At 65.3% G+C, this 24,997-nt stretch carries 21 protein-coding genes; 18 read left to right on the forward strand and 3 right to left on the reverse strand.

Annotation, left to right across the window (positions count from 1 at the left end):
• Positions 1–150 precede the first annotated feature (150 nt).
• The gene (locus tag VSR82_RS33050) at positions 151–1,128 is read right to left on the reverse strand and encodes an AAA family ATPase (RefSeq protein WP_429461197.1); all 978 of its coding nucleotides are present in this window, start codon (positions 1,126–1,128) and stop codon (positions 151–153) included.
• A 281-nt stretch (positions 1,129–1,409) separates the two neighbouring features.
• Here VSR82_RS33050 and VSR82_RS33055 point away from each other — a divergent pair, with 281 nt between their 5' ends.
• Both VSR82_RS33055 and VSR82_RS33060 read left to right on the forward strand, forming a co-directional pair.
• Positions 1,410–1,970 carry a hypothetical protein gene (locus tag VSR82_RS33055; protein WP_429461199.1) on the forward strand — a complete coding sequence of 187 codons (561 nt, stop codon included), beginning with the start codon at positions 1,410–1,412 and terminating at the stop codon, positions 1,968–1,970.
• A 54-nt stretch (positions 1,971–2,024) separates the two neighbouring features.
• Positions 2,025–2,822 carry an endonuclease/exonuclease/phosphatase family protein gene (locus VSR82_RS33060; protein WP_176109779.1) on the forward strand — a complete coding sequence of 266 codons (798 nt, stop codon included), beginning with the start codon at positions 2,025–2,027 and terminating at the stop codon, positions 2,820–2,822.
• Positions 2,823–2,869: 47 nt separating this feature from the next.
• Here the strand turns inward: VSR82_RS33060 and VSR82_RS33065 are convergent, their stop codons facing one another.
• Positions 2,870–3,874 (reverse strand): aldose 1-epimerase, encoded by a 1,005-nt coding sequence (locus VSR82_RS33065; protein WP_429461201.1) that lies wholly within the window; start codon positions 3,872–3,874, stop codon positions 2,870–2,872.
• 342 nt (positions 3,875–4,216) lie between these two features.
• On the opposite strand from VSR82_RS33065, the gene VSR82_RS33070 reads away from it, so the two are divergent.
• The 5 genes from VSR82_RS33070 (at position 4,217) to VSR82_RS33090 (ending at position 10,374) form a co-directional block, all read left to right on the forward strand.
• A complete protein-coding gene (locus tag VSR82_RS33070) occupies positions 4,217–5,269 on the forward strand; it encodes a LacI family DNA-binding transcriptional regulator (RefSeq protein WP_410850729.1) in 1,053 nt (350 codons plus the stop codon).
• A gap of 172 nt (positions 5,270–5,441) precedes the next feature.
• On the forward strand, positions 5,442–6,461 hold the full coding sequence (locus tag VSR82_RS33075) for an ABC transporter substrate-binding protein (RefSeq protein ID WP_429461205.1): 1,020 nt from the start codon (positions 5,442–5,444) through the stop codon (positions 6,459–6,461).
• Between the two features lie 325 nt (positions 6,462–6,786).
• Positions 6,787–8,352, forward strand: a complete 1,566-nt coding sequence (locus VSR82_RS33080; RefSeq protein ID WP_498858436.1) for a sugar ABC transporter ATP-binding protein — start codon at positions 6,787–6,789, stop codon at positions 8,350–8,352.
• Positions 8,353–8,413: 61 nt separating this feature from the next.
• Positions 8,414–9,394: an ABC transporter permease gene (locus VSR82_RS33085; RefSeq protein ID WP_410850752.1), complete on the forward strand. Its 981-nt coding sequence runs from the start codon at positions 8,414–8,416 to the stop codon at positions 9,392–9,394.
• A gap of 23 nt (positions 9,395–9,417) precedes the next feature.
• Positions 9,418–10,374: an ABC transporter permease gene (locus tag VSR82_RS33090; protein ID WP_498858434.1), complete on the forward strand. Its 957-nt coding sequence runs from the start codon at positions 9,418–9,420 to the stop codon at positions 10,372–10,374.
• A gap of 187 nt (positions 10,375–10,561) precedes the next feature.
• On the opposite strand, the gene VSR82_RS33095 is transcribed toward VSR82_RS33090, so the two are convergent.
• Positions 10,562–11,698 (reverse strand): NHL repeat-containing protein, encoded by a 1,137-nt coding sequence (locus VSR82_RS33095; protein WP_429461953.1) that lies wholly within the window; start codon positions 11,696–11,698, stop codon positions 10,562–10,564.
• Positions 11,699–12,303: 605 nt separating this feature from the next.
• Between VSR82_RS33095 and VSR82_RS33100 the strand changes: the two genes are divergently transcribed.
• From VSR82_RS33100 to VSR82_RS33150, 11 genes are all read left to right on the forward strand, one after another.
• A complete protein-coding gene (locus tag VSR82_RS33100; protein WP_018436901.1) occupies positions 12,304–13,074 on the forward strand; it encodes a ferredoxin--NADP reductase in 771 nt (256 codons plus the stop codon).
• Positions 13,075–13,472: 398 nt separating this feature from the next.
• Entirely contained in the window at positions 13,473–14,357 is an 885-nt protein-coding gene (locus tag VSR82_RS33105) for a sensor histidine kinase (protein WP_429461209.1), read from the forward strand.
• A 10-nt stretch (positions 14,358–14,367) separates the two neighbouring features.
• Complete coding sequence (gene rqpR, locus VSR82_RS33110) at positions 14,368–15,024, forward strand: response regulator transcription factor RqpR (protein WP_176109785.1); 657 nt, start codon at positions 14,368–14,370, stop codon at positions 15,022–15,024.
• Positions 15,025–15,326: 302 nt separating this feature from the next.
• Positions 15,327–16,718 carry a branched-chain amino acid transporter BcaP gene (gene bcaP / locus VSR82_RS33115; RefSeq protein ID WP_429461211.1) on the forward strand — a complete coding sequence of 464 codons (1,392 nt, stop codon included), beginning with the start codon at positions 15,327–15,329 and terminating at the stop codon, positions 16,716–16,718.
• A 470-nt stretch (positions 16,719–17,188) separates the two neighbouring features.
• A complete protein-coding gene (locus VSR82_RS33120; RefSeq protein WP_368583258.1) occupies positions 17,189–17,710 on the forward strand; it encodes a (2Fe-2S)-binding protein in 522 nt (173 codons plus the stop codon).
• A 10-nt stretch (positions 17,711–17,720) separates the two neighbouring features.
• Positions 17,721–20,102 (forward strand): xanthine dehydrogenase family protein molybdopterin-binding subunit, encoded by a 2,382-nt coding sequence (locus tag VSR82_RS33125; protein WP_429461213.1) that lies wholly within the window; start codon positions 17,721–17,723, stop codon positions 20,100–20,102.
• Positions 20,103–20,130: 28 nt separating this feature from the next.
• Positions 20,131–20,928, forward strand: coding sequence for an FAD binding domain-containing protein (locus tag VSR82_RS33130; protein WP_429461215.1), 798 nt, complete (start codon positions 20,131–20,133; stop codon positions 20,926–20,928).
• Between the two features lie 169 nt (positions 20,929–21,097).
• Positions 21,098–21,979 carry an AAA family ATPase gene (locus VSR82_RS33135; protein ID WP_410850722.1) on the forward strand — a complete coding sequence of 294 codons (882 nt, stop codon included), beginning with the start codon at positions 21,098–21,100 and terminating at the stop codon, positions 21,977–21,979.
• 11 nt (positions 21,980–21,990) lie between these two features.
• Positions 21,991–23,256 (forward strand): vWA domain-containing protein, encoded by a 1,266-nt coding sequence (locus tag VSR82_RS33140; protein ID WP_429461218.1) that lies wholly within the window; start codon positions 21,991–21,993, stop codon positions 23,254–23,256.
• A complete protein-coding gene (locus VSR82_RS33145; RefSeq protein WP_368583253.1) occupies positions 23,247–23,855 on the forward strand; it encodes an SRPBCC family protein in 609 nt (202 codons plus the stop codon). The genes VSR82_RS33140 and VSR82_RS33145 overlap by 10 nt, the downstream gene beginning before the upstream one ends.
• Positions 23,828–24,850 carry an XdhC family protein gene (locus tag VSR82_RS33150; protein WP_368583252.1) on the forward strand — a complete coding sequence of 341 codons (1,023 nt, stop codon included), beginning with the start codon at positions 23,828–23,830 and terminating at the stop codon, positions 24,848–24,850. Before VSR82_RS33145 ends, VSR82_RS33150 begins: the two co-directional genes overlap by 28 nt.
• Positions 24,851–24,997 lie beyond the last annotated feature (147 nt).

A 24,997-nucleotide genomic window follows, 5' to 3' on the forward strand; every position in this document is an offset into this window, starting at 1 on the left:
GATGGCGGCCCAAACTGGCTTGATCCGACGATCCACGTCGAAAACAGCAACAATTGCCGTTGCATTCACCACACACATTGTACGAATTGCCGCGACAGCCACCCGAATGACGAAAAGCGGGAGTTTGGTGCAAAAAACCGGCCGAAAACGTCAAAATCCGATCGGTTTTCGCCGGTTTCCGTAGCCGAGCCGGATATCGGCGGGTTCGATCCGGTCGCGTCCCGCGATGCGCGCCGCGCCGAAGCCGTTCAGGATCGCGCGGCGCATCTCGCGCGGCGATGCCCGCTTGAGCGCATCGAGCGTCGCGTCGCCGAGCGACTCAGGAAAGCGCAGGCCCCAGTTGTGCGCGCCGCGGATTTCGTCGTAGATCGACTGCGCGATGCGTCGCGCGCCGGCGTGGTCGGGCGGCGGGATCTCGTAGACGTTCATGCGGTTCAGGAGCGGCTCGGGGATCGCGCGTTCGTCGTTGGCGGTCGCGATCCAGATCACGTTGCCCGCATTAATCGGAATCTCGGCGAACTCGTCGACGAAGCTCTGGGCGGTGTCGTGTTCGAGTAGCGCGTAGAGCGCACCGAGCGGGTCGTATTGCGAATCGCCGGTCGCCTTGTCGATCTCGTCGACGGCGATCACCGGGTTCGCATAACTGCCGTTCACGAGCGCATCGAACACCTTGCCCGGCTTCGCGTTCTTCCATTGCGACGACGCGCCCGACAAAATCCAGCCCGCCGTCAGCGAACTCATCGCGACGTAGTGGTACGCGGTGCCGAGCAGGCGCGCCAACTGCTTCGCGAAATGCGTCTTGCCGATGCCGGGTTCGCCAAGCAGCAGGATCGGCATCAGTTCGAGCCGATCCTCGGTTTCGAGGCACAGCGCGACCTGCTTGCGAATGTCGTCGAGTGGTGAGGAAAAATTGGGCAGTGCGTCGATCAGATCGTCGATCGATGGCATCCGGTTCGGTTTCACGCAGAAGCGCAGATTGCCGGTTTTCAGCATCTTTTCGTAGGTGGCGCGCAGCGCCTCGTTCGCGCCCTCGCCGAGACCGTTCAGCGCGCTTTCGACCTCATCGAGGTCATACACCCGGCTGAACGAGGCCACGGCGATTTCCTGTTTGACCATTGCTGTCGTCATCGCTCACCCCGTCTGGCTGATCCTGCAGCGGCGGCGCCTTGTGAGCGCCGATTCCAGTCCAGTGTAGCGAGGACACAAACGCGTGCAAGCCAGCAGTCGCGCGGCTCTGCTGCTAACCATCGCTGGCATTCCGCGCCTTATCTGGAATGGATTGTTGCTGAACCGGCCCTCGTCGACCGTGTCAGAAATCGTTGCGGCCATCGGGGGTAAGATTGCTCTCTGACCTGCTGCGGCGAGAGGCAAGGCAACCCCGCAACCGACGCGTGAGCGGAGAACCTTTTATGTGGAAAACCAGTATCGTGGCCATGCTGCTTGGCGCTTCGTTGCTCGCCCACGCGCAACAACGGCCGGCGCAGCAGGTCGTGCAATGGCAATTGCAGGTAGTGAAAGATGGCCAGCAGATCGATTCGTTCGACGGCACCACTACCGTCGGCCAGGCGCGCACGGATACGCATCACCAGGTCGTGCAACACAAGGTCGGCTGCAAGGACCAGCCGGCCGGCAGCATCGATCTGTCGCGCACGATCACGGTGTCGCCGCTGCGCGTCGATCCCGAGGGCGTGATGTTTTCGATCGACACGCAGGAAACGCTCGAGGACAACAGCGCGGCGCGCACCGACATCGGCTGCAAGCTGCCGCCGCAGCCGCGCCAGGTGAGCGCGAGCCATCCCGGTCTCGTTGTTCCTCCGGATCAATGGGCGAGCTGGACGATCGTCGATCGCGATCCGAACCTCGTGTACCGCGTGCGCGCAAGCGTCGTGAGCAACGGTGCGAATGCCAACGGTACGAATGGCGGCACGAGCGGCAATGGCGCCGCGACTGGCGGCAACAATCCAAACTGACAGGAACCGCGCGCCTGACCAGCGCGCTCAAACAGAACACGTGGATAACGCGGCATGCGAAACCCAGAAGAATTGATCCGCGAGAGCCTCGCGCCAAACGATTTCGTCGCTGTGAGCTGGAACCTGCACAAGGGCCGCACCCCGCTCGGTTTTCAGGCTTGGCAGGCGATGCAGCGCTGGGTTCAATCGACTCACGCGGACGCGTACTTCCTGCAGGAAGCGATGGCGCGGCGCATGCCGTCGCCGGTATTGGCAAGCAGTTTCGGCGCACCGATGGACGATCCACTGACCGACGTCTGGCACTGTCAGGCAACCGAAATCGCGCGCGCGCTCGAACTCGAAGTCGCGCTCGGCCCTAACGTGTTCAAGCCGTCGTGGCGGCACGGCAATGCAATTCTTTCGCCGCATCCGCTGGATCTCGGCGGCCGCTGGGACATTTCCGCGCACCGCTTCGAGAAGCGCGGCCTGCTGGTCGCGCGTGCGACGTTCGGCGGGCGGCTCGTCACGCTGCTGTGCGCGCATCTCGCGCTGACGCGTCCGGCTCGCTTGCGGCAGATGAACTGGATCGCGCACTGGATCGCGAAGGAAGCCCCGGACGGTCCGCTCGTGCTGGCCGGCGACTTCAACGATTGGCGCAACGACTCGGTGCCGCTCTTTCGCGAGCACGGCTTGCAGGAAGTCGCGACGCTGCTTGGCGAACCGGCGCGCACGTTCCCGGCGTTCTCGCCGGCGCTGTCGCTCGACAAGATGTTCGTGCGCGGCATGCAGCCGGTCGAATGGATCCAGCCGACGCAGGAGACCGCGTGGCTGTCGGATCATTTGCCGTATATGGCGAAGTTGCGGCTGGAGTAAACGTTTTCGGTCATTGCGCTTTCGCCGACGGAAAGCGCGTGCCCCCATCACTCGCGATGCGGTGTCCAGCTCAACGCCGCTTCGATCTCTTCCCCCGGCTGCAACACGCAGCCGCCGACGTGCTCTTGTGTACCAACCGCATTGAAGCAATCGGTCGTATTCGTGACCGGCTCCACGCATAGCTGCGGATCGTTGGCCGGCGCGAACACGACCAGGTGATCGAACGGCGCTTCGGCACGCATCGTCAGCTTGCGGCGCTCGTCGGGCCACGCGATCGTCGCCACGCGCGACCAGTTCGAAAAGTTGTTGTCGAGATCGAACGCGTCGGGCGACATGCCCGCGCGCAGCGCGTCGACGGCCGGATGCGGGCCGAGGTGCGTCGGCAGCACATCGGTGTCGGCGTGCCACATCGCCTGCACGTCGGCATGGATGCGCGTCGCCGCGGTGCGCGGATAGTACGGGTGATGGCCCATGCCGAGCGGCATCGGCCGATCGGCGAGATTCCGCGCGGACATCGTGATGTGGAGCGCGCCGCCGCGCAACTCGATACGCTGCCGCGCGCGATAGCGAAACGGCCAGTCGCCGGTCACGCTCGCATCGGGCTCGTGCTCGAAGTGCAAGTCCACCGCGCTTTCACTGCGCGCGCCGACGCGCCACGGACGACGCCACGCGTTGCCATGCAGCGCGTGAGCGAAATGCGGGTCGTTGCCGCCGAGATCGATCGTCGCGCCGTCGAACGCGAAGCGCGCATCGCGAATCCGGTTGCAGTACGGGAACAGCGGGAAGCTCGCCATGCGCAGCGGATCGCGCGCTTCGAACGCTTCCGGCAGCGCCGGCCGCAGCCAGTGCAACGCACCTTCCGGCGTGACCTCGTAGAACGCCGCGAGCGCGCCGCCAATGTCCGGCGCGAGCACCGCGCGCAATGCGCCGGCGGACAATGTAACGAGGCGCGCGACAATCGCGGGATCGTCGAGCCACGACAGCTGCGCCGCCGATCGGGTCACGGCATATGCCTCGCGCGGCGGGGCAGGATTCAGGGAAACGTCGCGCATAGTCAGACGAGGCGAAACCGCGAGCGGAAAGCGGCAACAGAAACGTGCATTCAGATCTCCTTTGATGTGCCGCGCACCCCGCGGCCGGCGCACTACGGCAGTCGCCCCGAGCGAGAATCGCACGACATCGCACCAATGGTCAATATTATTAGTAATAACGTCGCTCAAAAACGGGCAGTAACGGAGCGTAAGCTCAATTCCCAAATGGCGGGTTAGCGCGCGTTGCCGCGCGCATATTATTAGTGGTACCGTCAGCAGCATGATGCCACTGGCATTCCCCTGCTTCAGCGCCGCCTCAACGCGGCCCGCACAATGAAAAAATCGACTCAACGCCGTCCCACCATGACCGACATCGCCAAGCTCACCGGCGTGTCGCAATCCACCGTCTCGCTCGTGCTCAACAACGCGGCCGGCGCGAAATTCTCCGAGACAACCCGCAATAAGGTGCTGAAAGCCGCGCACGACCTCGGCTACCGGCTGTCGCTGCGCGAACCGGTCGCGGCATCGAGCGACGAGCGCAATCTGATCGTCTATCTGGCCGACGAAATCTCGACGAGCCCTCATCCTGTCGTCAACATCGACGGCGCGCGCGACGCTGCATACGCGAGCGGCAAGATGCTCGCGGTCTACTCGACGCACGGCAACGCCGACATCGAAAAGCAGGTACTCGATACTGTTCTCACCAATCCGCACGTATTCGGCGTGATCTACGCGACCGTCTACACGCGCAAGGTCGCGCCGCCGGCCGCGCTGTCGCAGGTGCCGACCGTGCTGCTGAACTGCTACACCGGCGACACCACGTTTTCGTCGGTGGTGCCGGCCGAGGTCGCGGGCGGCCATCTGGCGACCGAGTATCTGCTGCAAGCCGGCCACCGGCGCATCGGCTACATCAACGGCGAACCGTGGCAGGACGCCGCGAAAGACCGGCTGAAGGGCTACCGCACCGCGCTCGCGACCGCCGATCTGCCGTTCGCACCCGAGTTGGTGCGCGACGGCGACTGGAGTTCGGGCCTCGGCTTCGAGCTAACGCTGTCGCTGATGCGCGAAGCCAATCCACCCACCGCGATCTTCTGCGCGAACGACCTGACCGCGATCGGCGCGATCGAGGCGCTCAAGCAACTCGGCTTGCGCGTGCCCGAGGACGTGTCGGTGCTCGGCTACGACGACCAGGAAATCGCGCGTCACACACACCCGCCGCTGTCGACGGTGGTGCTGCCCAACTACGAACTCGGCCGCTGGGCCGTCGAGACGCTGCTGCAGGAAGAGCACAACCGCGCGGCCGGCGCACCGGTGCGCCATCGCACGGTGAAGCTCGACGGACCACTGGTCGAACGCGCCTCGGTCAGGGTAATTACCGAGGCGAAACCGGCGACAATTAATATTATTAGTGATTGACCGATAATAATTCCGAGTGGAATAATCGGCACGTCGGGTCGGGAAGAACGCGCACCGGTGGGTCATAGCCAACCGCATCCTCGCCGTTGAAACAGCGCCGGGTCCCCGGCTGGGCAAAGACAATCCCGAGCAGCACAAAAAATACACCGTCCACCGGTTACTGGAGGAAGACATGGCGTCGCTCATTACGCAGTCGCGCATGCACGCGCGCAAGCAGCAGATTCGTCCGCTCGCAGCTTCGCTGCTGGCTCTGGCAATCGGTGTCGGCGCGGTGGCCGCGCATGCCGACGACGCGTTGCCGAAGCTCGCGACCAAGACCCCGTTGAAGGTCGGCTTCGCGCAGACTGAAAGCAACAACCCGTGGCGTCTCGCGGAAACCAGGAGCTTCAAGGACATCGCCGCGAAGTGCGGCTGGCAGGTCGTGATGACCGACGCCAACGGCTCCAACTCCAAACAGGTCTCCGACATTCAAAGCATGATCGCCCAGCACGTCGATCTGCTGGTATTCCCGCCTCGTGAAGAAAAACCGCTCGCGCCGGTCGTGCTGCAGGCGAAGAAGGCCGGCATTCCGGTGATCCTCGTCGACCGCAACGTCGACCAGTCGGTCGCGAAGGCGGGCCGCGACTACATCACGTTCATCGGCTCGGACTTCATCGATCAGGGTCACCGCGCCGCCGACTGGCTGGTCAAGGCGACGGGCGGCAAGGCGAAGATCATCGAGCTGGAAGGCACGACGGGTGCGTCGGCCGCGAACGATCGCAAGAAGGGCTTCGACGAAGTGATCGCGAAGAATACCGGCATGACGATCATCGCGTCGCAAAGCGGCGACTTCGCGCGCGACACCGGCCGCAAGGTGATGGAAACGCTGTTGCAGGCGCATCCGGACGTGACCGCCGTGTACGCGCACAACGACGAAATGGCGCTCGGCGCGATCGCCGCGATCAAGGCGGCCGGCAAGCAGCCGGGCAAGGACATCCAGATCGTCACGATCGATGGCACCAAGGGCGGCATGGACGCGATCGCGGCGGGTGAGCTCGGCGCGAGCGTGCAATCGAGCCCGTTCTTCGGCCCGCTCGCGTGCGACGTCGCGCAGCGCTATGCGAAGGGCGAAAAAATCCCGACCTGGGTCAAGGTATCCGACCGCTTCTACGACAAGGAAAACGTGCAGCAGAACATGCAGTACGGCTATTGATCGCAAGCATCGGGATGTGCCCCGGGGCGGTATGTTCCCGGGCACTCCCTTCAGCGTTGTAGCAGGAAGTCACCCGCCTTCTATGAATGTCTCCTCGTCGGGCGGGTGGCCGGAAGGCTTCGAAGCGACGCGCCCGTGACCGACGGACCGTCGCTTCGCTTTTATGCGGGCGTAACATGGGCCGGGCGCGCTGGAGCGGCTTGACCGCGTCGCCAGCAACAGCGCAGTCGGCAATATCGGCAGCATCCGCATCAGGAGAACTCCCGTGACGGAATCTGGCAAAGAGACGCCACCCTCCCCCCATTCCCGTTCGCCGCTGCTCGAGATGCAGGACATCGGCATCAGCTTCGGCGGCGTGCCCGCGTTGCGCGGCGCGAATCTGAGCGTGGCAGCCGGCGAAGTGCACGCACTGATCGGCCAGAACGGCGCCGGCAAATCGACAATGATCAAGATCCTGACCGGCGCCTATCGGCGCGGCACGGGCAGCGTGCGGTTCGAAGGCCGCGAGGTCGATTTCCGCACGCCGAAGCAGGCGCGCGAAGCGGGCATCAGCACGATCTACCAGGAGATCAACCTGGTGCCGCTCCGCTCGGTCGCGGAAAACATCTTTCTGGGCCGCGAGCCGCGCCGCTTCGGTCTGATCGACTGGCGCACGGTGCAGCAGCGCGCGGCTGCGCTGCTCGATTCGTTCGGTTTGCAGATCGACGTGAAAAAGCCGGTCGGCCGATACTCGACCGCGATCCAGCAGATGGTGGCGCTTGCGCGCGCGGTTTCGTCGGACGCGAAGATGGTGATCATGGACGAGTCGACGTCGTCGCTCGACGAGCGCGAAGTCGAGCTGCTGTTTACCGTCGTGCGCAAGCTGCGCGACGACGGCCGCGCGGTGATCTTCGTGTCGCACCGGCTCGACGAGTTGTACGCGCTGTGCGATCGCGTGACCGTGATGCGCGACGGCCAGACGGTCGCGCAAAGCACGATGGCCGAGATGGACAAGCTGCAGCTCGTCACCACGATGCTCGGCCGCTCGCTCGCCGCGGTCGTGCAGGACGAGCCGGCCGCGCGCGAAGCGAATCTCGCGAAGCGCGGCAAGCAGGTGATCGGCGCTACGCAGCTCGGCGCGCCGCCAAAGGTCAACGGCGTATCGCTCGACGTGCACGCGGGCGAGGCGGTGGGTCTGGCCGGCCTGCTTGGCTCGGGCCGCACCGAAACGATGCGGCTGATGTTCGGCGCCGATCCGCTGGCGCAAGGCTCGCTCGCGATCGACGGCGAGACGGTCGCGCTGAAATCGCCGCAGGACGCCATCGCGCGCGGCCTCGCGTACCTGACCGAAGACCGCAAGGGCGAAGGCATCGTCCCCGAACTGTCGGTGCGCGACAACCTGACGCTGGTCTGCCTGCGCACGCTCGCGAAGAACGGCATCGTCGACGTGAAGAAGCAGCAGGCGATCGTCGATCGCTTCATCGCGTCGCTCGGCATCAAGCTGCGCTCGGCCGATCAGCCGATCCGCGAACTGTCAGGCGGCAATCAGCAGAAAGTGCTGCTCGCGCGCTGGCTTGCGGCCGAACCCGCGCTGCTGCTGCTCGACGAGCCGACGCGCGGCATCGACGTCGGCGCGAAAGCCGACGTCGCGAAGATCGTGCGCGAGTTGCGCGACGCGGGGCTCGCGGTGCTGCTGTCGGCCTCCGAGCTCGAAGAGCTGACCGCGGTCGCCGACCGTGCGGTGGTGATCCGCGACGGCCGCACGGTCGCCGAACTGAACGGAGCCGAGATGAGCGAGACCGCGATCATGGATGCGATCGCCTACGGCAGCGAGGGTCAATCGGCGCTCGCGCAAGCCGCGCGATCGGCACACATCGAAGACGCGCTGGAGGGCGACCGTCATGGCGCTTAAGCTGCATTCCAATCCGCTGCGCGGCGAGGCGCCGGCAGCCGCTGCGCAGGGCGCCGACACCATGATGCAATCGACCGATACGCCGCCCGCACGGTCCGCGAGCACCGTGCAGAAGTGGCGCCATCTCGCGATGCAGCGCGAAGTGATCGTGCTGCTCGGGATGGTGCTGTTCAACCTGATCTTCACGCCGCACTTCTGGTCGCTGCAGACCTTCAACGTGAACATGACGCAGGTCGTGACGATCGTGATCGTCGGCATCGGCATGACGCTGGTCGTGGCGACCGGCGGCATCGATCTGTCGGTGGGCGCGTCGATGGCGATTGCGGGCGCGCTCGCGCCGATGCTGTTCCTTAACATCGCGGGACCGCTCGGCATCGCGCTCGCGTTCGTGCTGCCGGTGTTGGCGGCCGCCCTGTGCGGTGTGTTCAACGGCCTGCTCGTCACGCGATTATCGGTGCAGCCGATCGTCGCGACGCTCGTGCTGTTCATCGCCGGACGCGGCATCGCGCAGGTCGTCACCGACGGCAGCCTGCAAGCGTTCAACACGCCAGCCTTTCAATGGATCGCGCTCGGCAAGATCGCGGGCGTGCCGTTCCAGGTGCTGCTGATGCTCGCGCTGGTCGGCGTATTCGTGTGGGTCGTGCGCAAGACGCTGTTCGGCCAGTATCTGCTGATCACCGGCGGCAACGAGAAAGCCGCGTATTTGTGCGGCGTGCCGACCGCTGCCGTCAAGATGATCGCGTACACGCTGTGCGCGGCGCTCGCGGGCCTCGCGGGGCTGATCTCGATCTCGGTGAATTCGTCGTCGGACGCGAACGTCGTGGGGCTGGGCGTCGAACTCGATGCGATCGCGGCGGTCGCGGTCGGCGGTACCGCGCTGACGGGTGGCAAGGCGTATATCGGCGGCACGCTGATCGGCGCGCTGATCATCCAGTTGCTGCGCTATACGCTGCTCGCGCACGGCATTCCCGATGCGGCCGCGCTCGTCGTGAAGGCCGGCATCATCGTCGCGGCGGTCTATGTGCAGCGGCGCTCGCGCTGACAACCTTTTGCGGATCCGATGCGATGAAAAAGAATCTTCCCATCCTGCTCGCGCTCGCGGCGCTCGTCGTGTTTGGCCTCGTGCGCTATGACCACTTCGGCTCGGCGTACAACATCACATCGTTCTGGCGCTACAACTCGATGTTCGCGCTGATCCCGATCGGCATGGCCTTCGTGATCATCACGGGCGGCATCGATCTGTCGGTCGGCACGGTCGCGGCGCTCGCGAGCGTGGTCGCCGCGCTGACGAGCGTCTACGGCGGCTGGGTCGCGGTGCTGGCGGGCTGCGTGGCCGGCCTCGCGGTCGGCGTGCTGAACGGCATCATCATCACGCGGCTCAAGATCCTGCCGTTCATCGTCACGCTCGCGACGAGCCTCGGCGCGCACGGCGTCGCGCTGTTGCTGGGCAAGAACGACGCGGTCTCGATCGCGGCCGATTCGAACTTCGGCAACTTCGGTCAGGGCGACCTGTTTGGATTACCGATTCCGGGACTGGTCGCACTGGTCGCCGCGGTGGCCGGCTGGCTCGCGCTGCGCAGCACGCGCTTCGGGCGGCACTCGCTCGCGATCGGCGGCAGCGAAGAGGCCGCGCGGCTGATGGGGCTGAACGTCGACCGCACGCTGGTGATGGCCTATGCGGTCAGCGGGCTGCTCGCCGGCATGGCGGGCGTGATTCTCGCCGCGCAGTTCGGCGCGGGGCAGCCGAACGAAGGCGTCGGCTGGGAGCTGTTCGCGATCTCGGCGGTCGTGCTCGGTGGCACGCTGCTGACCGGCGGCGAAGGTTCCGTCGCGATGACGATCGCCGGCGTGCTGCTGCTCGGCCTCGTGTTCAATCTGCTGAACTTCGAGAACGGGCTCGGCTTCATCAGTCTGTCCGCGTACTGGCAATCGGTGATTCGCGGCGTGTTCCTTCTGCTCGTGATCGTGCTGCAGGCGCGCGTGTTGAAACAGCGTGAAAAAAGGCGGGCGGCGGCGGCGTGAGCAAGCAGCACCCGCGAATTGGCGTCATCGATGCCATCGGACAGATTTTGCTTATTTGACTGAGGCTTGCCGCTACAATCGCCGCCCCCGACCCATATCTGTGTACCGATAGACCCGCCGTGAAACCGTGTGACCGTGACGTGTCCCCGACGCGTCAGGACGTCCCCGATCGTCGTCCTCGGTTTCCTTATTGATTGTTCGTGCGCAACGTCCAGACCGTCGCGGTGTTGGTGGCGTCGTCCACCGCCGTGAACTGCAGGTGGCGGTTGCTATCGAGGCCGAAGGCGAGGCCGAACGCCGAGCCCGGCGAAGGATCGACCTGCAATTGGGCGACGAATTGTCCGTCGACGGTGAACTCGACGATTTCGCTGGGCTGATTCGGGTCGGGGTTGACCGCGTCGCCGTTTGCGGTGATGAGATGCCCGTTGGGTGCGAGTGCCAGCGCAAGCGGACCGTGCAGATGCTTGTTGTCCTGGTAAATCATCCGGCCGACGCCGCCATCGTGATTCGCGCCCGCGGCGCCATAGATGGCGAACACCGCGTTGTCACCGGTCGAGGCGACGTACAGCACGTCATGAGTTGGGTCGTATGCCAGTCCGGTCGGGCCGACCACCAGTGCCGCCGGATCGGTGCGGTGCAGATAGCCTGAGGCGATGATGGTCGAGCTAGGCAGCATCTGAACGCCGTTCTCCCCGATCGCAAGATCGATCCGCGCGACCTTTCCGTTCAGCACATCGGAGACGAAGACCCGGACGAATTGCCCCCCGTCGATCACGGTGAGATCCCAGGGGCCGTCCAGCAGCTTCTTATCTTTCAGTTCCGTGACGAGCCCGCCTTGCGGATTGATGACGAGCAGCGAGCCCGGAGGGACGACGTTCTTGCCATCCGTTGTCGGCACATTGCCCACCAGCACGAAGCCACTTCGGAGCACCGCGAGCGCCGTCGTGAGGCCGAGATTGCTTCCCTGGAAGAAGGTCACCGGATTGCTATTGGACACGAGCTTGACGATCGTCGTACCGGTTCCCTGCAGGTTCGACTGCGCATTGAAGTTCGACACCACCACATCGCCGGGTTTGAGCATGCTCCAGGACGGCACGCCGAAAGGCACGAACGCCATGCCATACGGATTGACATCCCCGTTGGACGGAACGGTCGACGAGGTCACGGACTGCGGCGGCAAAATCACCTGCTGCGCCCCGGCCCCGACCGCCCCCAACGATAAAACCAGCAGACCGGCTCGACACACCGCACGACGTAAGCGGCGCGATGCGCGTGCCCGTATCACCAATCCGTTGAAGTCTGCATATGAACCGAATGCAGACATCGCACGAGAAGTTTCCATTTGACACCTCCTACTCGCAGGGGCGGTCGCAGCCGCCAGGACGAGTCGCGCAGCCCACCGCACTGCCTTGCTTCGCGCGACTCGCGTCCTGCGTAAACGAGGTGACGTAAGGCGTATTCCCCCAAAAATCGCGCCGTGCAACCGGTAGCCGAACGCGAGGCGATCCCGATGGCGCCGGGACGGTTCCGCCCCATTTGCCAGCCTTACTAGCAAGGTCAATGCTGCAGCGCACGCCGCGTTTGGGTATCATCTTGAAATTGTTGCCCACGCGGCGCGTTGCTTTCACGCCTGCCGGACAGCCAATGGCAGCCGCCCTGCGCGGCGTTCGCCGAATCGCCGTACCCCGCTGAAGCACGGCCGCACTCACGCCAACGTACTTCGCGGCGCCAGCAAGCCGGCGCCGCCGCTTCCCGGTTTGGCAACCCGCTTTACCACGCTCGAGCGCCGCGCTGCGGCCCCGCCCGGCGGGCACGGTAAAATGCTGGATTGCGCGGGAGTCCCGACCACGGATCAGCGCAGCATCGCCCTTGCCGTGCCGGCCGGCTCAGACGACTGGCCGCCTTTGTTTTCGCACTATCCAAGAAGCCATGAGCAACCTGAATTCACAAACCGTCCTGAGCGTCCATCACTGGACCGATACGCTTTTCAGCTTCACCTGCACGCGCGATCCGTCGTTCCGCTTCGAAAACGGCCAGTTCACGATGGTCGGCCTGCAGGTCGACGGCAAGCCGCTGCTGCGCGCCTACAGCCTCGCGAGTGCGAACTACGAAGAACACCTCGAATTTCTCAGCATCAAGGTGCAGGATGGTCCGCTCACGTCGCGTCTGCAGCATCTGAAGGTCGGCGACGAAGTGCTGATCGGCAAGAAGCCGGTCGGCACGCTGGTGGCCGATAACCTGCTGCCGGGCAAGACGCTGTGGCTGCTGTCCACTGGCACGGGCCTCGCGCCGTTCATGTCGATCATCAAGGATCCGGACATTTACGACCGCTACGAGCGCGTGGTGCTCACGCACACCTGCCGTTTCGTCGACGAACTCGCGTACAAGGAATACATCACCGAGCACCTGCCGGCGCATGAACACCTCGGCGAGCTCGTGCAGGAAAAGCTGCTGTACTACCCGACCGTCACGCGCGAAGCGTTCCAGAACCGCGGCCGCATCACCGAGCTGATCGAAACCGAAAAGCTGTTCGCCGACCTCGGCGTGCCGGGTTTCTCGCTCGAGAACGACCGCGTCATGCTGTGCGGCAGCCCGCACATGCTGCGCGACACGCGCAAGCTGCTCGAAGACGCCGGTTTCAAGGAAGGCAGCAACAACGAGCCGGGTCATTACGTGGTCGAAAAGGCCTTCGTCGGCTAAACCGTCATTCCCTCTCGCGGCCCACGCGCCGCGAATTCCACAAAAGGAGCCTCCGGGCTCCTTTTTTGTTGCTCCGTTACAAATTGCCCCCCGCTAAATCACCTTCGCTGTCAGAATTCCTCTGACACGGCGGACGCATGACAAACATCAAGTAATTTCTACAAACCACGCGCTAACCCTTGGTGCGACTGCTTTTTTAATCTTTTTGGGATATCATCGCGCCGCGAGATCAGGCGAATTCATGCACTGAACATCGTCAACCCGAGTTGTTACTGAATGTAAATTTCGTTACGTTGGGCCATCGTGTTTCATCCGACGCGAAACCTCGTGATTCGCAGGCGCTGATTTCGTCTGCGCGCCCGCTTCGCTGTCCACTCCGCTTCCTGAGAGGGAAATTCATGGATACGTCGACTGCCGTCCCGTTCAACGCTGCGCTGGCCTCGGCCGCCCAGCGTGATGGCTTCGACATGCCGTCGCACGCCGCGCGCGAGATCGAGCGGCTGCGCGCGCGGGTGCGCGAGCTGTCGGCCGAACTGGTCGACGCGCAGGAAAGCGTACGCCGCCACGTCGCGCGCGAGTTGCACGACGGCGTCGGCGCCGAGCTGACCGCGACGCGCTTCGCGCTCGCCGGCATCGAAACCTGGCTGCCCGCCGACGCGCCGCCGCAATGCGCGGCCGCGCTGGCAGTCGCGAACCGTTCGCTCGACGCCGTGCACGCGGCGAGCCGCGAGGCCATCGCGCAACTGCACGCGCCGTCGTTCGAGACGGGCCTCGCCGGCGCACTGAAGTGCTGGGTGCGCGACTTCTCCACGCGCACCGGCTTGCGCACCACCTTCGCCTGCACCGACGACGCGCGCCTTGCGCGCCTGCCCGCCGATGCCGCGCTCGCCGTGTTCCGCGTCGCGCAGGAAGCACTGAACAACGTCGCGAAGCACGCACGCGCGAGTTGCGCCGATGTGCGCCTCGAAACGGGTGCGCGTCATCTGAGGCTCATCGTCAGCGACGACGGCATCGGCCTGCCGCGCGGCGCGCGCGAACGCGGTGGCCAGAAAGAACCAGGCGCTCATTTCGGCCTCGCCGGCATGCAGGCGCGCTGCGCCGCATTCGACGGCACGTTGCGGGTCGGCGCGCGGCGCGCGCGGGTTGGTCGCGGCGAGGACGGCGGCACTCGCAGCAACGGCGCCGTCGCCCCGCGCGGCACCTTGATCCAGGCCCGCTTCGCGTGGCACGCGCTGTTGGCAGCCACCGCCTCGCGCGCCGCCCGGCGCGCGCTGCAATCGTGAGCACGCGACCATGAGCCTGCGCATCCTGATCGTCGAAGATCACGCGGTGGTCCGCCAAGGCGTTCGCCAGCTGCTGCTCGATCGCGGCGTCGCGCGCGAGGTCGCCGAGGCGCAAAGCGGCTCCGAAGCGCTCGACTCGGTCGTCCATCACAGCTTCGACGTGGTGCTGCTCGATATCTCGCTGCCCGACATGAATGGCGTCGAGGTGCTCAAGCGCCTTAAGCGCAAGGCGCCGCGCGTCGCGGTGCTGATGTTCTCGATGTACCGCGAGGACCAGTACGCGGTGCGCGCGCTCAAGGCCGGCGCGTCCGGCTATCTGTCGAAGACGGTCGACGCCGCGCAGATGATCGGCGCAATCCAGCAGGTCGCCGCGGGCCGCAAGTACGTGAGCCCCGAGATGGCCGAGGCGCTCGCCGACTACGTGTCGTTCGACGGCGAGCAGTTGCCGCACGAAAAGCTGTCCGATCGCGAGTACCAGACGCTGTGCATGCTCGCGTCGGGCAAACGGCTCACCGATATCGCGGCCACGCTGTCGCTGTCGGTGAAGACGGTCAGCGTGTACCGCACGCGGCTGCTGGACAAGATGAAGCTGCGCAACAACGCCGAGCTCACGTTCTATGTGATGAGCAACCGCCTCGTCGATCTGAATCCCGCGATGGCCGGCTAGGCGAGCAAGCGCCACCTCCCGTGCCTGCGGCCTTGTGCCGCAGTCGCCCGACCCGACCGCGGCGCCGGCGCAAACGAAGAAATTCCGTCCCCGTCCATCGGCTATTCAGTGAAAGCTTGACTGCCGCCGGCTCGCGGCACCGCAAGACCACGCCGAAGCCCCCTCCTGGCGGGAGTTTCCGCCCATCGCCCTAATCCACGAAGTGCCGCCTTGAACCGGCCCAGTGGCACGCATCCGCTAGAATTGCGGGTTTTCCCGACATTCGGCGCGCAACACGCGTGCACCACTGGAGACCCACGCCAATGTCCCTGTTTCGCAAAAAGAGCGTCGAGCACATGCTTGCGGCGAGCGCTCAGACCGCCGGCCTGAAAAAGGCGCTCGGCGCACTCGACCTGACTTTCCTCGGCGTCGGCGCGATCATCGGCACCGGCATCTTCGTGCTGACCGGCACGGGCGCCTTGCAGGCCGGCCCCGCGCTGATGATCTCGTTCGTGATCGCGGCGATCGCCTGCGGCTTCGCCGCGCTCGCCTATGCCGAATTCGCATCGACGATTCCGGTCGCCGGTTCGATCTACACGTACTCGTACGCGACGCTCGGCGAGCTGGCCGCGTGGATCATCGGCTGGGACCTGATGCTCGAGTACGGCCTCGCGACCTCGGCGGTGTCGGTCGGCTGGTCCGGCTATCTGCAGTCGCTGCTGTCGGGCTTCGGCGTGTCGCTGCCGATGGCGCTGACCGCGGCCCCCGGCGCCGTCCCCGGACAGGAAACGCTGTTCAACCTGCCCGCCTTCCTCGTGATGATGGCGATCACCACGCTGCTGTCGGTCGGTGTGCGCGAATCCGCGCGCATCAACAACATCATGGTGGCGATCAAGGTCGTGGTCGTTCTGCTGGTGATCGGCGTCGGCGTGTTTCACGTCACGCCGGCCAACTGGCACCCGTTCATGCCGCACGGCTGGAGCGGCGTGTTCGGCGCGGCCGCGGTGATGTTCTTCGCGTTCATCGGCTTCGACTCGGTGTCGTCGGCGGCGGAAGAGGTGAAGAACCCGAAGCGCGATCTGCCGATCGGCATCATCGCGTCGCTCGGCGTGTGCGCGGTGCTGTACGTGGCCGTGGCCGCGGTCGTCACCGGCATCGTGCCGTCCGAGAAGTTCATGGGCATTTCGCACCCGGTGTCGTACGCGCTGCAGCTCGCGGGGCAAAACTGGGTCGCGGGCTTCATCGACCTCGGCGCCGTGCTCGGCATGCTGACCGTGATTCTCGTGATGGCCTACGGTCAGACGCGCGTGATCTTCGCGATGTCGCGCGACGGCCTGCTGCCCGCGAAGCTGTCGAAAGTGCATGCGCGCTTCGCGACGCCGTTCTTCACAACGTGGCTCGTCGGCATCTTCTTCGGCCTGATCGGCGCGCTGGTGCCGCTCAATGTGTTGGCTGAACTGATCAATATCGGCACGCTCGCGGCATTCTCGATGGTGTCGATCGCGGTGCTCGTGCTGCGCAAGACCCACCCCGAGCTGCCGCGCGCGTTCCGTTGCCCGGGCGTACCGGTCGTGCCGGTGCTCGCGGTCGCATCGTGCCTGTTCCTGATGCTGAACCTGCAAGGCATCACGTGGGGCGCGTTCCTGATCTGGCTCGCGATCGGCATGGTCGTCTATTTCGGCTACTCGCGCCGTCATTCGAAACTGGCAAAGTAAAGCGCCGTTTTCGACGAGGCCGCGCCAATGAGCTGAATGCTCGCGAGCGCGGCATCGCTTTCCGCTGATCTATCGAAGCGCCCCGTCATGCCCTGCAGACGGGGCGCTTGTCTTTGCGGCGTCCCGTTCCGTGGCCCCCATCTTCTCTACGTGCGCTCGCGCGCGCCGACACACTTCCCCTCATAGCGCGTCCGCGCGATTTGTGCTTTACTTTTCGGCAGACTCGTAAAACCCGCAGCACCCTCATCGGACCTCGCGAACCGCAGTCACTCGCAGTCGAAGCAAAAGCAGGGGCAACAACAATCACAGGTCCGGTCTCACCCACAGCAACTATCTTGCATGGGATCGTGGTCAGCGTGGAGGCGGGGATCGATACGCCGAAGCGCTCGCTCCGATCAATCGCGTTTAAACCGCATGGGACCGCGGTAAGCGCTAAAGCGCTAACCGCGGTCGACAAAGGAGACAGCTTCATGGCGATCAGCATCAGTCTGACGGTCAATGGCGCACCCGTGAGCGCCTCAGTCGACCCTGGCACCCTGCTTGTCCAGTTCCTGCGCGATCAACTCCGTCTGACCGGCACCCACGTCGGCTGTGATACCGCGCAATGCGGCGCCTGCACCGTGCATCTAAACGGCCGCGCGATCAAGTCCTGCAACATCCTCGCCGCGCAAGCCGATGGCGCCGAAGTCACGACCATCGAAGGGCTCGCGCCCAATGGCGCGCTGCATCCGATGCAGGCCGCGTTCAAACACTGCCACGGTCTGCAATGCGGCTTCTGCACGCCGGGCATGGTGATGAGCGCGGTGTCGCTGGTGCAGCGTCAACCCGATCTGACCGGCGACGAAGTGCGCGAACAGCTCGACGGCAATCTGTGCCGCTGTACCGGTTATCACAACATCGTCAAGGCCGTGCTCGAAGGCGCCGCGGGTATGAAGGCGTCCGCAGCATCGAGCGCAAATGCCGGCGCGAATGCCACCGGCGCAACCGCCTGAGGAGCCGACGATGAACGCACCCGATACACAGAGCCTGATCGGCGCCGCCGTCGAACGCAAGGAAGACTATCGCTTCCTGACCGGCAAAGGCCAGTACACCGACGACATCGTGCTGCCGCAGCAAACCTACGCGGTCTTCCTGCGCTCGCCGCACGCGCACGCGAAGATCAACAGCATCGACACGAGCGCGGCCAGACAGTCGCCGGGCGTGGTCGCGATCTTCACCGGCGCGGACCTCGCGGCGGAGAAGGTCGGCGGACTGCCGTGCGGCTGGCTGATCCACAGCACCGACGGCAAGCCGATGAACGAGCCGCCGCATCCGGTGATCGCGCATACAAAGGCGCGACATGTGGGCGACCAGATCGCGCTCGTGATCGCCGAATCGATCAAGGCCGCCAAAGATGCGGCCGAATTGATCGAGGTCGACTACGAAGAACTGCCGGCCGTCGTCGATACCGCGCATGCGGCCGACCCGGGTCAGGCGGCGGTGCACGACGAAGTGCCCGACAACGTCTGCTACAACTGGGGCCACGGCGACAAGGCCGCGACCGACGCCGCGTTCGCGAAAGCCGCGCACGTGACCACGCTCGACATCGTCAACAACCGCCTCGTGCCTAACGCGATCGAACCGCGCGCGGTCAACGCGAGCTATTCGGCGCAGGACGACAGCTACACACTGTACGTTGCGAATCAGAATCCTCACGTCGAGCGGCTGCTGATGGCCGCGTTCGTGCTGTCGCTGCCGGAATCGAAGCTGCGCGTGATCGCGCCGGACGTCGGCGGCGGCTTCGGCTCGAAGATCTTCCTGTACGCGGAAGACGTCGCGCTCACGTGGGCATCGAAGAAGATCGGCCGGCCGGTCAAATGGACAGCCGAGCGCTCCGAGGCGTTCCTCTCCGACGCGCACGGCCGCGATCACGTGACCAAGGCCGAGCTCGCGATGGACGCCGACGGCAAGTTCCTCGCGATGCGCGTGCATACGATCGCCAACATGGGCGCCTATCTGTCGACGTTCGCGTCGAGCGTGCCGACAATCCTGTACGCGACGCTGCTCGCCGGCCAATATGCAACGCCCGCGATCTACGCCGAAGTGAAGGCGGTCTTCACCAACACCGTTCCCGTCGATGCGTATCGCGGTGCGGGCCGGCCGGAAGCGACGTTCGTCGTCGAGCGTCTGGTCGAAGCCGCGGCGCGCGAGATGAAGCTCGACCCCGCGGAAATTCGCCGCCGCAACTTCATCACGCAGTTCCCGTACGCGACCCCGGTCGGCCTCACCTATGACACCGGCGACTACAACGCGATTCTGTCGCGCGCGCTGACGCTCGCGGACGTCGAAGGCTTCGCCGCGCGCCGGCAGGAATCGGAAAAGAACGGCAAGCGCCGCGGCCTCGGCTACTCGTGCTACATCGAGGCATGCGGTCTCGCGCCGTCGAACATCGCGGGCGCGCTCGGTGCGCGCGCGGGCCTGTTCGAGGTCGGCCAGATTCGCGTGCACCCGACCGGTTCGGTCACCGTGTTCACGGGTTCGCACAGTCATGGCCAAGGCCATGAGACGACCTTCGCGCAAGTGGTCGCAGATCGCCTCGGCATTCCGCTCGACAGCGTCGAGATCGTGCACGGCGACACCGGCCGCATCGCGTTCGGCATGGGCACGTATGGCTCGCGTTCGATCGCGGTCGGCGGCTCGGCAATCTCGAAGGCGCTCGACAAGATCGAAGCGAAGGCGAAGAAGATCGCCGCGCATCTGCTCGAAGCGTCGGCGGAAGACATCGAGTTCAAGAACGGCGTGTTCCGCGTGGCGGGTACCGACCGCACGAAGGCGTTCGCGGAAATTTCACTCGCCGCCTACGTGCCGCACAACTATCCGCTCGACGTGCTCGAACCGGGCCTCGAAGAAAGCGCGTTCTATGACCCGACCAACTTCACGTATCCATCGGGCGCGTACATCTGCGAGATCGAAGTCGATCCGGACACCGGCGAGAGCCGCATCCAGAAGTTCACCGCGGTCGACGATTTCGGCAACGTGATCAATCCGATGATCGTCGAAGGCCAGGTGCATGGCGGGCTCGGGCAAGGCATCGGCCAGGCGATGCTCGAGCGCTGCGTGTACGACAACGACAGCGGCCAGCTGCTGTCCGGCTCGTACATGGACTACGCGATGCCGCATGCGTCCGATCTGCCCGACTTCACGGTCGAGACCTCGAAGGGCACGCCGTGCACGCACAACCCGCTCGGCGTCAAAGGCTGCGGCGAAGCGGGCGCGATCGGCTCACCGCCGGCCGTGATCAACGCGATCATCGACGCGCTCGCGCCGCTTGGCGTGACCAATCTGCAGATGCCGGCCACACCGCATCGCGTGTGGTCCGCGATTCAAGCGGCGAAGCAAGCCTGACCCAACGATCCTGAGCGGAGCATTCGACATGTATTCATTCGAGTATCAACGCGCGACGGATCCGCAAGCGGCCGCCGCAGCCCTCACCGCCGACAGCGAAGCGAAGTTCCTCGCCGGCGGCCAGAGCCTTCTGCCGACGATGCGCCTGCGCCTCGCGCAACCGTCGCAGCTGATCGACGTCACGCGCATTCCCGCGCTCAAGACGATCAGCGTCGACGCGAACAAAGTGACGATCGGCGCGGCCGTCTGTCACGCCGACGTCGCCGACCACGCGGACGTGCGGCGCGTGTTGCCCGCTCTCGCGGAGCTGGCTTCGAACATCGGCGATCGCCAGGTGCGCGCGCTCGGCACGATCGGCGGTTCGCTCGCGAACAACGATCCGGCCGCGTGTTACCCGGCCGCGGCGATGGGCCTGGATGCGACGATCGTCACGGACCGGCGGCGCATCGCCTCGGGCGATTTCTTCGTCGGCATGTACGAGACCGCGCTCGCGCCCAACGAGCTGATCGTCGCCGTCGAGTTTCCGGTGCCCGAGCGTGCCGCGTACGAGAAATTCCGCAATCCGGCCTCGCACTTCGCGCTGGTAGGCGTGTTCGTCGCGAAGTCCGCGAGCGGTGTGCGGGTCGCGGTGACGGGCGCGGCGTCGTCGGTGTTTCGCGTGCCCGAGCTCGAAAGCGCGCTGTCGGCAAACTTCACGCCCGAGGCGGCACGCGCGGTCAGCGTGTCGCCCGACGGGCTCAATGAGGACATGCACGCGAGCGCCGCGTATCGCGCGCATCTGATTCCGCTGCTCGCCGCGCGCGCGGTCACGAAGGCAAATGCCTAGCGATACTCGCTAGGCGGCCCGGCTTGCGTTCGTGCGCATCACGGCGCGCGCAAGCCGGCTTCGTTCCTTTCGCGAGCCGGCGCCAGAGTTCGACGCCGAGTTCGCGTCCATTGCGTTCTTCACTCGCGCCGCGCCGTGTCATGGCCTGTCGCGCAGACTCAGGACCATCATGCAGCCGGTTTCGATCGACGACACCCTCGCCCAACTCGCCGCCCAGCGCTATTTCGCGAGCCGCGAACTCGCGACCGCGCTGTATCTCGCGCTGCGCATGGAGCGGCCGCTGTTCGTCGAAGGCGAGCCGGGGGTCGGCAAGACCGAGCTCGCGAAAGCGGCGGCCGGCATGCTCGGCACCACGCTGCTGCGGCTGCAATGCTATGAAGGCCTCGACACCGCGAGCGCGCTTTATGAGTGGGACTACCCGCGCCAGATCATGGCGCTGCGGCTCGCCGAAGCGAGCGGCGAACGCCCCGACAACGACACGCTGTATCGCGGCGAATTCCTGCTGAAGCGTCCGCTTCTACAGGCACTGATGCCCGACGAAAACCATCCCGGCGCGCGACGCGTGCTGCTGATCGACGAAATCGACCGCGCCGACGAACCGTTCGAGGCCTTCCTGCTCGAACTGCTTTCGGATTTCCAGGTATCGATTCCCGAATACGGCACCGTGCGCGCCGCACAGCCGCCGCTCGTCATCATGACGTCGAACCGCACGCGCGAAGTGCACGACGCGTTGAAGCGCCGCTGTCTGTATCAATGGATCGGCTATCCGGATCGCGAGCGCGAACTCGAGATCGTGGCCGCGCGCGCGCCGCAAACGTCGGCGCAATTGCAGCGGCGCGCGGTCGACTTCGTGCATCGGCTGCGCGGCATGGACCTGTTCAAGGCGCCCGGCATCGCCGAAACGATCGACTGGTGCCGCGCGCTCGAAGCGCTGTCGGTCACGGAGCTCGATCCGCAATCGGTGCAGAACACGCTCGGGGTGCTGCTCAAGTATCAGGACGATCTCGCGCGCGTGGATGCCGCGCAGATCGCGCAGTGTCTGGCCGGGTGAGGGTCGTCGGCATGGCGAACGACATCGGCATAGGCAGACACGACGGCGCGAACCAGCAGTCCGCGCCCATGCTCGCGCGCAACGTCGTTCATTTCGTGCGCGTGCTGCGCGGCGCCGGTTTGCCGATGTCGCCCGCACAGGCCGTCGACGCGCTCGCCGCGTTGCAGTGGATCGATCTCGGCCGCCGCGATGACGTGCGCGCCGCGCTTGCCGCGCTGCTCGTCACCGCGCCCGACGAACGCGAGCTCTTCAATGCCGCATTCGATCTGTTCTGGCGCGACCCCGATTGGGAAGGCAAGCTGCGCGCGCTGCTGCTGCCGAAAGTGCGCGACGGGCTGCCGCCGCCGAAGCGCAACAACCGTCTCGCCGATGCGCTCGCGGTACGCATGCCGCCGTCGCCGCATCTGAATGCGCCGCAGGAAACCGAGCAGCACGAGTTGCATGCACAGCTGACGTTCAGCGCGGAGGAGCGGCTGCGTCATCGCGATTTCGACACACTGAGCGCCGACGAATGGCGCACCCTGCGTCATCTGATCCGCGGCCAGCGGCTGCCGCTCGCCATGGAACCGACGCGGCGCCTGAAGGCGGCCTCGCACGGCACCCATGCGGACCTGCGCGCGAGCGCGCGGCACGCGGTGCGCGCCGGTGGCGACTGGACCGTGTGGAAGTATCGCGCGAGGGTCGAGCGCAAGCCGCCGCTCGTGCTGCTGCTCGACATTTCCGGCTCGATGAGCAACTACTCGCGCGCGGTGCTGTACTTCTGCCACGCGTTGTTGCAGTCGCGCGAACGTCTGCAGGTGTTTCTGTTCGGCACGCGGCTTACGAACGCGACGCGCGCATTGCACGAACGCGATCCCGATGTCGCGATCGCGACGCTCAGCGATCAGGTGGTCGACTGGTCGGGCGGCACGCGCATCGGCGCGGCGCTCGCCGAATTCAACCGACGCTGGGCGCGCCGCGTGCTCACCGGTCGTGCAACGGTGCTGCTCGTCACCGACGGTCTCGATCACGAAGCGATCGACGTGCTCGATGCCGAAATGGCACGTCTCGCACGTTTCGCGCATCGCATCGTCTGGCTCAATCCGCTGCTGCGGTTCAGCGGTTTTACTCCCAAGGCGCGCGGCGTGCAGGCGATCCTGCCGTATGTCGACGCGCATCGTCCGGTTCATAATCTAGACAGTCTCGCAGCGTTCGGCCGCGATCTCGCGCAATTGACGCGCACGCCTCGCCACGCCGTCGCCGCGACGACACTCGCAGGAGCAACGTCATGGAATTGAGCGAAACTCATACGCTGCCGGTCGCGCAGCAGCAAACGTGGGACGCGTTGAACGACACCGAAATTCTGCGCGCGTGCATCCCCGGTTGCGAAAGCATCGACCCGGACGGCGAAAACGCGTACCTGGTCACGCTGAGCGCGGCGGTCGGCCCGGTCAAGGCGCGCTTCAAGGGGCGCATGCAACTGACCGACATCGACGCACCGAACGCCTACACGATCGTGTTCGAAGGCCAGGGCGGTGCAGCCGGCTTCGCGAAGGGCAATACGCAGGTCACGCTCGAGGCCGACGGCGATGCCGCGACGAAGCTCTCCTACACCGCCAACGCGCAGGTCGGCGGCAAGCTCGCGCAGATCGGCTCGCGGCTCGTCGACGGTGCGGCGCGCAAGATTGCCGGGGAGTTTTTCAAGCGCTTCAGCGCCCAGCTCTCGGGTGAGAATAGCGCTGGTGAAGCAACGGACGGCGACGCTTCGGTGGCTACCGAGGCGGAAGCCGCGTCAGCGTCTGCGCAAGCGGAATCGAACGACGCCGCGGACGGAGAGTCCGGCGACGAAGCAAAGAAGGGGAAGAAATCATGGACAGCGTGGATCTCGAAGTTCTGAAAACCAGCGCCCGCTGGCTGGAGGACGGACATCGCGCGCTCCTCGTGACGGTCGTGAAGACGTGGGGCTCGTCGCCGCGTCCCGAGGGCGCGATGCTCGCAGTGCGCGACGACGGCCTCGTGGTGGGGTCGGTGTCGGGCGGCTGCATCGAAGACGATCTGATCGACCGCGTACGGCAACGGGGCATCGAGCAGACGCATCCGGAAGCGGTGAAGTACGGCATCACGGCCGAGGAAGCGCATCGCTTCGGGCTGCCGTGCGGCGGCACGATCCAGCTCGTGCTCGAACCGTTGACACGGCAAAGCGGCATCGCCGAGCTGTGTCATGCGGTCGAAAACGGCCGGCTCGTCGCCCGCGAACTCGACATGGCGACGGGCGCGGTGCGGCTCGACAACGCGCAGGCGACCGACGGCGTGCATTTCGACGGTGAGCGTCTGCTGACGATCCACGGTCCGCGCTATCGGATGCTCGTGATCGGCGCCGGGCAGTTGTCGCGCTACTTGTGCCACATCGCGGTGGGGCTCGATTATCAGGTGACGGTCTGCGATCCGCGCGAGGAATACACCGAGGAATGGGACGTGCCGGGCACGAAGATCGTCCGCACGATGCCGGACGATACCGTGATCGACATGAAGCTCGACGAGCGCTGCGCGGTGATCGCGCTCACGCACGATCCGAAGCTCGACGATCTCGCGCTGATGGAAGCATTGAAGACGCCGGCGTTTTATGTCGGCGCGCTCGGCTCGCGCCGCAACAATCAAGCGCGGCGCGAGCGCCTGAAGGAGTTCGATCTGAAGGAAGCCGAACTGGCCCGTTTGCATGGGCCCGTCGGCATTTATATCGGCAGCAGGACGCCGCCTGAAATTGCGGTGTCGATTCTGGCGGAGGTGACGGCGGCCAAGAATGGCGTGTCGCTGCCGACGCTATTGCAGGTCGAAGGGGCGAAGGCTGCGCGGGAGATTGCGGCGTCGGGTGGCGCCGCCTGCAGCGTGTAGCCTGCCGCGTTCAACGAACCGGGAGTGTCTGAATTTTTGTGTGCAAGGCGTCTGAACATTTCAGGCGTGGCAGGCGATCAATTTCATTCTAGCTGTTGGGTCGTGTGAAGCGATCCTCGTAGAGGATCGCGAACTGCCGCATGGCGG

The organism is Burkholderia sp. JPY481 (genome assembly GCF_038900515.1).
Lineage (GTDB): Bacteria > Pseudomonadota > Gammaproteobacteria > Burkholderiales > Burkholderiaceae > Paraburkholderia > Paraburkholderia youngii.